The organism is Massilia consociata (genome assembly GCF_042432755.1).
Lineage (GTDB): Bacteria > Pseudomonadota > Gammaproteobacteria > Burkholderiales > Burkholderiaceae_D > Telluria > Telluria consociata.
In genome coordinates this window covers 438660-449081 of the sequence record NZ_JBHLWP010000011.1, presented here as the reverse complement: position 1 = coordinate 449081, position 10422 = coordinate 438660, and the positions used below count along the sequence as shown (strand labels likewise).

The 10422-nt window shown below is 65.6% G+C and carries 6 protein-coding genes; 5 read left to right on the top strand and 1 reads right to left on the bottom strand.

Annotated features, from left to right (window positions below; all coding sequences use genetic code 11):
- Positions 1–357 precede the first annotated feature (357 nt).
- The 5 genes from prpB (at position 358) to ACFFJK_RS13060 (ending at position 9347) form a co-directional block, all read left to right on the top strand.
- Complete coding sequence (prpB, locus tag ACFFJK_RS13080; protein WP_379679657.1) at positions 358–1248, top strand: methylisocitrate lyase; 891 nt, start codon at positions 358–360, stop codon at positions 1246–1248.
- A gap of 22 nt (positions 1249–1270) precedes the next feature.
- Positions 1271–2431, top strand: coding sequence for a bifunctional 2-methylcitrate synthase/citrate synthase (gene prpC, locus ACFFJK_RS13075; RefSeq protein WP_379679655.1), 1161 nt, complete (start codon positions 1271–1273; stop codon positions 2429–2431).
- Positions 2432–2588: 157 nt separating this feature from the next.
- Positions 2589–5207, top strand: coding sequence for a Fe/S-dependent 2-methylisocitrate dehydratase AcnD (gene acnD, locus ACFFJK_RS13070; protein ID WP_379679677.1), 2619 nt, complete (start codon positions 2589–2591; stop codon positions 5205–5207).
- Positions 5208–5366: 159 nt separating this feature from the next.
- On the top strand, positions 5367–6557 hold the full coding sequence (prpF, locus tag ACFFJK_RS13065) for a 2-methylaconitate cis-trans isomerase PrpF (protein ID WP_379679654.1): 1191 nt from the start codon (positions 5367–5369) through the stop codon (positions 6555–6557).
- A gap of 120 nt (positions 6558–6677) precedes the next feature.
- Positions 6678–9347, top strand: a complete 2670-nt coding sequence (locus ACFFJK_RS13060; RefSeq protein WP_379679653.1) for an EAL domain-containing protein — start codon at positions 6678–6680, stop codon at positions 9345–9347.
- On the opposite strand, the gene xth is transcribed toward ACFFJK_RS13060, so the two are convergent.
- Positions 9348–10115, bottom strand: coding sequence for an exodeoxyribonuclease III (gene xth, locus ACFFJK_RS13055; RefSeq protein WP_379679651.1), 768 nt, complete (start codon positions 10113–10115; stop codon positions 9348–9350).
- Positions 10116–10422: the final 307 nt, after the last annotated feature.

The window sequence follows — 10422 nt, the reverse complement described above, 5'->3', positions numbered from 1 at the left end:
AAAGGCTGGTTAGCCTTCTGAAAGACGAACGGCCCGGCCGCAAATGCGACCGGGCCGTCAAGGCAACGCCGAAGCGTTATGCTGTCCGGAAGGTCAAGAAGCTACCTTAACTGAACGGCATTACGCCGCGTGCGGGGTTTTTTATTTGTTTCACCATCCCCTATAATGTTTCACTGTGAAACGCGGATGAAACGCGGGCTTGCAAGGGCGGGGAGGGGCATCCATCTAAGTCCTTGAATCCACACGCAAGCCGGGTCCGGTGCGTCTTCTTATCGCCCTCGGAGCGACTGGCACGCTGCTTGCATACTGTAGCGCATAGCCTACAACGCATCCCTAACGCATCACAGAAAGGACACCATGAGTCATCACTCCGCAGGCGCCGCATTCCGCAAGGCCGTCCAGGAAGAATCCCCGCTGCAGGTGGTGGGCGCGATCAATGCCAACCACGCGCTGCTGGCCAAGCGCGCCGGCTTCAAGGCGATCTACCTGTCGGGCGGCGGCGTGGCCGCCGGTTCGCTGGGCCTGCCGGACCTCGGCATCTCGAACCTGGACGACGTCCTGATCGACGTGCGCCGCATCACCGACGTGTGCGATACTCCGCTGCTGGTCGATATCGACACCGGCTTCGGCGCCTCGGCCTTCAACGTGGCGCGCACCGTGCGCTCCCTGATCAAGGCCGGCGCAGCCGCCTGCCACATCGAGGACCAGGTCGGCGCCAAGCGCTGCGGTCACCGTCCGGGCAAGGAAATCGTGAGCAAGGACGAGATGGTGGACCGCGTCAAGGCCGCCGCCGACGCCCGTACCGACGAGAATTTCGTGATCATGGCGCGCACCGACGCGCTGGCCGTGGAAGGCCTGGACGCTGCCATCGAGCGCGCGGTTGCCTGCGTGGAAGCCGGCGCCGACATGATCTTCCCGGAAGCCATGACGAGCCTGGAGATGTATAAACAGTTCGCCGACGCCGTGAAGGTGCCGGTGCTGGCCAACATCACCGAGTTCGGTTCGACGCCGCTGTTCACCGTCGACGAACTCAAGAGCGCGCACGTCGGCCTGGTGCTGTACCCGCTGTCGGCCTTCCGCGCCATGAACAAGGCGGCCGAGAACGTCTACACCGCGATCCGCCGCGACGGCACCCAGCAGCATGTGCTCGACACGATGCAGACCCGCGCCGAACTGTACGACCGCATCGACTATCACAGCTTCGAAGCCAAGCTCGACGCGCTGTTCGCCCAGAAGAAAACCAAATAAGCAGACTCAAGGAGATCCACGCATGAGCACCCAGACCAACGAAACTCCAACGTTCAAGCCGAAGAAGTCGGTGGCCCTGTCCGGCGTCGCCGCCGGCAACACCGCACTGTGCTCGGTCGGCAAGTCGGGCAACGACCTGCATTACCGCGGTTACGACATCCTGGATGTCGCCAACGCCTGCGAATTCGAGGAAATCGCCTACCTGCTGGTGCACGGCAAGCTGCCCACCGTGGCCGAGCTGAAGGGCTACAAGGCCAAGCTGAAATCGCTGCGCGGCCTGCCGCAGGCGGTCAAGAGCGCGCTGGAAGCGCTACCGGCCGGCGCCCACCCGATGGACGTGATGCGCACCGGCGTGTCGGTGCTCGGCTGCACCCTGCCGGAAAAGGACGACCACAACATCCCGGGCGCGCGCGACATCGCCGACCGCCTGATGGCATCGTTCGGCTCGATGCTGCTGTACTGGTACCACTTCAGCCATTCCGGCCGCCGCATCGACGTGGAAACCGACGACGATTCGATCGGCGGCCACTTCCTGCACCTGCTGCACGGCCACCCGCCACGCGAGTCGTGGGTGCGTGCGATGCACACCTCGCTGATCCTGTACGCGGAACACGAGTTCAACGCCTCCACCTTCACCAGCCGCGTCATCGCCGGCACCGGTTCCGACATCCACTCGGCCATCACCGGCGCGATCGGCGCGCTGCGCGGCCCGAAGCATGGCGGCGCGAACGAAGTGGCGCTGGAGATCCAGAAACGCTACGAGAACGCCGACGAAGCCGAAGCGGACATCCGCAACCGCGTGGCGAACAAGGAAGTCGTGATCGGCTTCGGCCACCCGGTATACACCATCAGCGACCCGCGCAACGTGGTGATCAAGGAAGTGGCGCGCACGCTGTCCTCGGCATCCGGCTCGATGAAGATGTTCGACATCGCCGAGCGCCTGGAATCGGTGATGTGGGAAGTCAAGAAGATGTTCCCGAACCTGGACTGGTTCTCGGCCGTGTCGTACCACATGATGGGCGTGCCGACCGCGATGTTCACGCCGCTGTTCGTCATCTCGCGCACCTCCGGCTGGGCCGCGCACATCATCGAGCAGCGCATCGACAACAAGATCATCCGCCCGAGCGCGAATTACGTGGGTCCGGAAGACCTGCAGTTCGTGCCGATCGCGGATCGGAAGTAAAAAAGTACCCGCGGCCCCTGATTCGTCTTTCCCGCGAAGGCGGGAACCCAATTTGTGTGCAGGCCGCTCACGCAAACTTGGATCCCCGCCTTCGCGGGGATGACGGTTTTAAGGGTGGCTAAGCAAGCGAGCGCACCGAGCAAACGAGCTTCACATGATGAACACCAACCACCGCAAACCCCTCCCTGGCACCAGCCTGGACTACTTCGACACACGCGCCGCGGTCGATGCCATCCAGCCCGGCGCCTATGACACGCTGCCCTACACCTCGCGCGTGCTGGCCGAGAACCTGGTCCGCCGCTGCGACCCGGCCAGCATGACCGACAGCTTGAAACAGATCATCGAGCGCAAGCGCGACCTCGACTTCCCGTGGTTCCCGGCGCGCGTGGTCTGCCACGACATCCTGGGCCAGACCGCGCTGGTCGACCTGGCCGGCCTGCGCGACGCCATCGCCGCACAAGGCGGCGACCCGGCCCTGGTCAATCCCGTGGTGCCGACCCAGCTGGTGGTCGATCACTCGCTGGCCGTCGAGTGCGGCGGCTTCGATCCGGACGCCTTCGCCAAGAACCGCGCCATCGAGGACCGCCGCAACGAAGACCGCTTCCACTTCATCGAGTGGACCAAGAAGGCCTTCCAGAACGTCGATGTGATCCCGCCGGGTAACGGCATCCTGCACCAGATCAACCTGGAGCGCATGTCGCCGGTGATCCAGCAGGAGAACGGCGTGGCCTATCCGGACACCCTGGTCGGCACCGACTCGCATACCCCGATGGTCGACGCCCTGGGCGTGATCGCCATCGGCGTGGGCGGCCTGGAAGCCGAGAGCGTGATGCTGGGTCGCGCCTCGTACATGCGCCTGCCGGACATCGTCGGCGTCGAGCTGACGGGCAAGGCGCAGCCGGGCATCACCGCCACCGACATCGTGCTGGCGCTGACCGAGTTCCTGCGCAAGTCGAAAGTAGTGTCCGCCTACCTCGAGTTCTACGGGGAAGGCGCATCGAGCCTGACCCTGGGCGACCGCGCCACCATCTCGAACATGGCCCCGGAATTCGGCGCCACCGCCGCGATGTTCTACATCGACGAGCAGACCATCAAGTACCTGCGCCTGACCGGCCGCGAGGAAGAGACCGTGCAGCTGGTCGAAGCCTATGCGAAGGAAGCCGGCCTGTGGGCCGACAGCCTCAAGACCGCCCAGTACGAGCGCGTGCTGTCCTTCGACCTGTCGTCCGTGGTGCGCAACATCGCCGGACCGTCGAACCCGCACAAGCGCGTGCCGACCTCGGAGCTGGCCGAACGCGGCATTGCCGTCAAGGTGGAGAACCGGGTTGACAACGACCCCGGCCTGATGCCGGACGGCGCCGTGATCATCGCGGCCATCACCAGCTGCACCAACACCAACAACCCGCGCAACATGATCGCGGCCGGCCTGATTGCCCGCAATGCCAACCGCGCGGGCTTGACCCGCAAGCCCTGGGTCAAGAGCTCGCTGGCGCCTGGCTCCAAGGCCGTGGCACTGTACCTGGAAGAAGCCGGCCTGATGCCGGAACTGGAGAAGCTGGGCTTCGGCGTGGTGGCCTTTGCCTGCACCACCTGCAACGGCATGAGCGGCGCACTCGATCCGGTCATCCAGCAGGAGATCATCGAACGCGACCTGTACGCGACTGCCGTCCTGTCGGGCAACCGCAACTTCGACGGCCGCATCCACCCGTATGCCAAGCAGGCCTTCCTGGCTTCGCCGGCGCTGGTCGTGGCCTATGCGATCGCCGGCACCATCCGCTTCGACATCGAGAAGGACGTGCTGGGCGTGGATGCGAATGGCGCGCCCATCCGCCTGGCCGACCTGTGGCCGACCGACGAGGAGATCGACGCCGTGGTGGAACGCGCCGTCAAGCCGGAGCAGTTCCGCAAGGTCTACACGCCGATGTTCGCGCGCGTGGTCGACGACGGTGCGAAGGTGAGCCCGCTGTACGACTGGCGAGCGCAGAGCACCTACATCCGCCGTCCGCCGTACTGGGAAGGCGCGCTGGCGGGCGAGCGTACCTTGGCCGGCATGCGTCCGCTGGCGGTCCTGGGCGACAACATCACCACCGACCACCTGTCGCCGTCGAACGCGATCCTGCCGGATTCGGCCGCCGGTGAATACCTGGCGAAGATGGGCCTGCCGGAAGAGGACTTCAATTCGTACGCGACCCACCGCGGCGACCACCTGACCGCGCAGCGCGCCACCTTCGCGAATCCAACCCTGAAGAACGAGATGGTGGTTGATGCCATGGGCAACGTGAAATCGGGTTCGCTGGCGCGCATCGAGCCGGACGGCCTGGTTACGCGCATGTGGGAAGCCATCGAGACCTACATGGAACGCAAGCAGCCCCTGATCGTGATCGCCGGCGCCGACTACGGCCAGGGCTCGTCGCGCGACTGGGCGGCCAAGGGCGTGCGCCTGGCGGGCGTGGAAGCGATCGTGGCCGAGGGCTTCGAGCGCATCCACCGCACCAACCTGGTGGGCATGGGCGTGCTGCCGCTCGAGTTCAAGCCGGGCGTGAACCGCTTGAGCCTGGGCATCGACGGGACCGAGACCTTCGATGTGATCGGCGAGCGTACCCCGCGCACCGACCTGACGCTCGTCATCCACCGCCGGAACGGCGAGCGCGTGGAAGTCTTGGTAACCTGCCGCCTCGACACCGCCGAGGAAGTGGCGATCTACGAGGCGGGCGGCGTGCTGCAGCGCTTCGCGCAGGATTTCCTCGAGTCGTCGGTCCCCAAGGTAGCTGCCTGAGCGGACACGGCACACATTATTTGACGCGCCATTTGCACGTCGTCCCCGCGCAGGCGGGGACCCAATTTCTGTTTGCGTACTCGGCACGTTGGCAAAATTGGGCTCCCGCCTTCGCGGGAGCGACGTTCACTTGCCAACAATGAACGAACCCGACGCGATATGCCACATACCCCCCAAATCAAGATTCCCGCCACCTACATGCGCGGCGGCACCAGCAAGGGCGTCTTCTTCCGCCTGCAAGACCTGCCCGAAGCGGCGCGCGTGCCCGGCCCCGCGCGCGACGCGCTCCTGCTGCGCGTGATCGGCAGCCCCGACCCCTACGGCAAGCAGATCGACGGCATGGGCGGCGCTACTTCGAGCACGAGCAAGGCCGTCATCGTCGCCAGGAGCGAACGCCCGGACCACGACGTCGACTACCTGTTCGGCCAGGTGTCGATCGACAAGCCCTTCGTGGACTGGAGCGGCAACTGCGGCAACCTGTCGTCGGCGGTCGGCTCGTTCGCCATCGCCAGCGGCCTGGTCGACCCGGAACGCGTTCCGCAAAGCGGCATGGCCACAGTACGCATCTGGCAGGCCAACATCGGCAAGACCATCATCGCCCACGTTCCCGTCACGAACGGCGAAGTGCAGGAAACCGGCGACTTCGAACTGGACGGCGTGACCTTCCCGGCCGCCGAGGTGCAACTCGAGTTCCTCGACCCGGCTGCCGAGGAAGAGGGCGCCGGCGGGTCGATGTTCCCGACCGGGAACCTGGTCGACGAGCTGGAGGTGCCGGGCGTCGGCACCTTGAAGGCGACCATGATCAACGCCGGCATCCCGACCATCTTCGTGAACGCGGACGCCATCGGCTACGACGGCACCGAACTGCAGGAGGCCATCAACGGCGACCCGCGCGCGCTGGCCATGTTCGAGACCATCCGTGCCCATGGCGCCCTGCGCATGGGCCTGATCTCGAGCATCGAGGATGCCGCCAAGCGCCAGCACACGCCCAAGCTTGCCTTCGTGGCCAAGCCGGCCAGCTACGTCGCGTCGAGCGGCAAGCAGGTCAATGCCGGCGACATCGACCTGCTGGTGCGCGCGCTGTCGATGGGCAAGCTGCACCATGCGATGATGGGGACGGCCGCCGTCGCGATCGGCACCGCCGCCGCCATTCCCGGCACCCTGGTCAACCTGGCCGCGGGCGGGGGCGAACGCACCGCCGTGCGCTTCGGCCACCCGTCGGGCACCCTGCGCGTGGGCGCGCAAGCGCTGCAAACGAACGGCGAATGGCGCGTTGCCAAGGCGATCATGAGCCGCAGCGCACGCGTGCTGATGGAAGGCTGGGTGCGCGTCCCTGGGGATTCCTTCTAGCAACACTGATGGGCCGCAACAACACGGCCCGTCTTCTGTGTTTGTTATTTTTGGAGCATCGCGGATTTGTGGTTTATGATTTCTTAATGGCAACCTAGCCGAGAGAAAATCAACAATCACATGGACCGACTATCCAGCGAGATCGAGCTCGCGGCCGGGATCTCCCCTGCAGGGAAGCAGCTGCCGGTCGACCCGCGCGACCTCGAACACGAGATGCTGCAGGTGGCGCTGCGCGAACAGCGTGCCATCCTCGAGAATGCGCCGGTAGGCATCCTGTTTACCTTGCCCGGCCAGTTCAAGTCCTGCAATCCGCGCATCTGCGAGATGCTCGGGTACTCCTACGCAGAGATGTCCCAGTTGCATCCGCGCGACGTGTTCGGTTCTCCCGATGCTTACCAGGACCTGATCGGCGAGGCTTATCCGGTACTCGCCACCGGCGGCTTGTTCGAGAAGGGCGAGCATCCGTTCCGGCGGCGCGACGGGTCGATGATGTGGGCCCGGCTGCGTGCACGCGCGGTCGATCCCGCTACGCGCGAGGCGGGCACGATCTGGATCGTCGAAGACGTGACCGATGCGCGCCAGACCCTGATCGAGGTCCAGGCCATCATGGCCAACGCCACGATCGGCATCGTGTTCGTGCGCAACCGCGTGATCCAGCGCTACAACCCGGCCTTCGCCGCGATGTTCGGCTACCGCGACGGCGAGGCGCTCGGCCGCTCGACCCGTATCCTCTACCCGGACGACCAGACCTATCTCGACGCCGGCGCCAAGAGCTATCCCCTGCTGGGACGCGGCATCCCCTACCGCAACGAGGCCGAGTTCGTGCGCAAGGACGGCGAGCGCCTCTGGGTCCAGCTCAACGGCTACCTGTTCAATCCGGGGGACCCGGAACTGGGAACGATCTGGATGTTCGAGGACCGCACCCGCGAGAAGCGCGACGAGGTCCAGTTGCGCAATGCGCTGATGGAGAACCGTGCCATCCTCGACAATGCCGTGCTGGGCATCGCGGTGGTCGAGAACGGCGTGACCCTGCACTGCAACAGCAAGATGGAGGAACTGTTCGGCAGCCCGCCCGGGGGCATGGACGGCAGGCCGGTGCGGGCGCTGTACCCGGATGAGGCGACCTGGCGCATGGCGCGCACGGACACCGCGCGCAGCTTCGACGCCGGGCAGGTGCATACCGGGGAGTACCAGATGGCGCGGCGCGACGGCGCGCGCTTCTGGGCCCGGCTGTCCGGCCGCCTGTTCGACGTCGAGAAGAAGAGCGGGCGCAGCGTCTGGCTGCTCGACGACGTCACCGCGCAGCGCGAGGCCGCCGATGCGATCCGGCGCGCGCGCGACGAGCTCGAAATCCGCGTGGCCGAGCGCACCGCCGAACTGGCGGGGGCCAACCAGCTGCTGCAGGAGGAAATCAACGAGCGGCGCCAGGCCGAGGCGCGCGCGCACCACATGGCTTACCACGACAGCCTGACCGGGCTGCCGAACCGTGCGCTGCTGTCCGACCGGCTCGACTGCGCCCTGCGTACGGCGCAGCGCAATTTCGCGCGCAGCGGGAAGGGGAGCCGCAACAGGCTGGCGGTCATGTTCCTCGACCTCGACCGCTTCAAGAACATCAACGATTCGCTCGGCCACGCCACCGGCGACCACCTGCTGCGCGAAGTCGCCCGGCGCCTGTGCGCGGCGGTGCGCCACAGCGATACCGTGGCGCGCCTGGGCGGCGACGAATTCGTCGTGCTGCTGCCGGAAGTGGGTGGGGCGCAGGAATGCGCGCAGGTCGGCGACAAGATCATCGAGGCGCTGTCCACGCCGTTCCCGTTCGAAGGACACAGCCTGCACATCTCGCCGTCGATCGGCATCTGCCTGTGCCCGGACGACGGCGGCGACGTCGAGACCCTGATGCGCCATGCCGACGCCGCGATGTATCACGCCAAGGGCGCGGGCCGCAACAATTACCAGTTCTTCGACCAGCGCATGAACCAGGCGGCGGCGCGCCGCTTCGCGCTGGAATCGAGCCTGCGCGGCGCACTGGCGAACGAAGAGTTCGAGCTGCACTACCAGCCGATCATCGACACGGCCACGCGCCGGCTGCATGCGCTCGAAGTGCTGCTGCGCTGGCGCCGTGGCGGCAGGGACGGCGGCGGGGTCCTGGTCGGCCCCGACGAGTTCATCCCGATCCTGGAAGAGAACGGGATGATCGTGGCGGTAGGGGAGTGGGTGATCCGCAGCGCCTGCGAGCAGAGCATGGCCTGGCAGGCGCTGGGCCTGGCCGCGGTGCCGCTGGCGATCAACCTGTCGGCGCGCCAGTTCATGCACGACGGACTGGTGGCGTCGATCCGCCGCATCGTCGGCGCGACCGGAATCGATCCGTCGCTGGTGGAGTTCGAGCTCACCGAGACGGCGCTGATGCAGCACGGCGGACGGACGCTCGACATCCTGCGCCAGATCAACGGCATGGGGATGCGCCTGTCGATCGACGATTTCGGCACCGGCTATTCGAGCCTGGCCTACCTGAAGCGCTTCCCGGTCCGCAAGATCAAGATCGACCGCGCCTTCGTGCGCGAGCTCGAGGCCAGTTCCGAAGACCGGGCCATCGTCGCGGCCGTGATGGCGCTGGCGAACAGCCTGCAGCTGTCGGTGGTGGCGGAGGGCGTCGAGACGGAAGGGCAGTACGAGCTGCTGCGCGGCCATGGCTGCCAGTTCGCGCAGGGTTACCTGTTCGCGCGCCCGCTGCCGGCCGCCGAGGCGGCGCGCCTGCTGGTCAGCTCCGTCCTGGATGCGATCGACGGGTAATCAGTCCGCCAGCGTCGCCACTACCGGCGCATGGTCCGACGGCTGTTCCCACTTGCGCGTCTCGCGGTCGATGTGGCAGGCCGTGCAGCGCTTGGCGAGGTCGTTCGTGAGCAGGATGTGGTCGATGCGCAGCCCGCGGTTGCGGCGGAAGGCCATCTGGCGGTAGTCCCACCAGCTGTACTGTTTCTCCGGCTGATCGAACAGGCGGAAGGCATCCTGCAGCCCCAGGCTTATTAGCGCCTGCATCTGCTCGCGCTCCGGCGGCGTGAAGTGGATGTGGTTTTCCCATTCGGCCGGGTCGTGCACGTCGCGCTCCTCGGGTGCGATGTTGTAGTCGCCGAGCAGGGCCAGGTGCGGATGCGCCTGCATCTCGGCCGCCACCCACTCGCGCAGAGCGGCCAGCCACGCCATCTTGTAGGCGAACTTGTCGCTGCCGATTTCCTGACCGTTCGGCATGTAGGCGCAGATGATGCGCATGCCGGCGATGGTCGCCGCAATGATGCGCTGCTGTTCGTCCTCGAAGCGCGGATTGTTCTTTTGTACGTCTTCGACCGGATGCTTCGACAGGATGGCTACCCCGTTGTAGGTCTTCTGGCCGGTGTAGGCCACCTGGTAGCCGGCCGCCTCGATCTCCGCCACCGGGAATTTGTCGTCGGTGAGCTTGGTCTCCTGGATGCACAGCACATCGACAGGATTGGCTTCGAGCCAGGTGAGCAGGTGCTGCAGGCGGACCTTCAGCGAGTTGACATTCCAGGTGGCAATCTTCATGGGGCAGCGGCGTGTAGTGTGGCAAAGGCGGCATCATAACCGTTTGCCGGGAAGGCGGACAGCTGCGTCGGCCGGACCGGGATGCTTGTACCAGCAACCCGCCATTATTCCTGGCGCATCGTGCCGGGAGTGGGCTTATGTGGGCAGAATAATGTAAGCAGATGTGACAGTTGTATTGATGCCCGCCGCATGGAAACTGTTGTTTAGCTGCCCATAACGTTGCGTGCGGAGCAAGTGTCTGTGTTAAAATGACTTAATAGAATATTAAAAAATGTGCCAGTTTTTCGCGGATAGGGCTGTAAAAACA

Bases quoted from the DNA above. Each gene is read 5' to 3' on its own strand.
- xth (WP_379679651.1), bottom strand. From the start codon at position 10,115: ATGAAGATTGCCACCTGGAATGTCAACTCGCTGAAGGTCCGCCTGCAG.
- acnD (WP_379679677.1), top strand. From the start codon at position 2,589: ATGAACACCAACCACCGCAAACCCCTCCCTGGCACCAGCCTGGACTAC.
- prpF (WP_379679654.1), top strand. From the start codon at position 5,367: ATGCCACATACCCCCCAAATCAAGATTCCCGCCACCTACATGCGCGGC.
- prpC (WP_379679655.1), top strand. From the start codon at position 1,271: ATGAGCACCCAGACCAACGAAACTCCAACGTTCAAGCCGAAGAAGTCG.
- ACFFJK_RS13060 (WP_379679653.1), top strand. From the start codon at position 6,678: ATGGACCGACTATCCAGCGAGATCGAGCTCGCGGCCGGGATCTCCCCT.
- prpB (WP_379679657.1), top strand. From the start codon at position 358: ATGAGTCATCACTCCGCAGGCGCCGCATTCCGCAAGGCCGTCCAGGAA.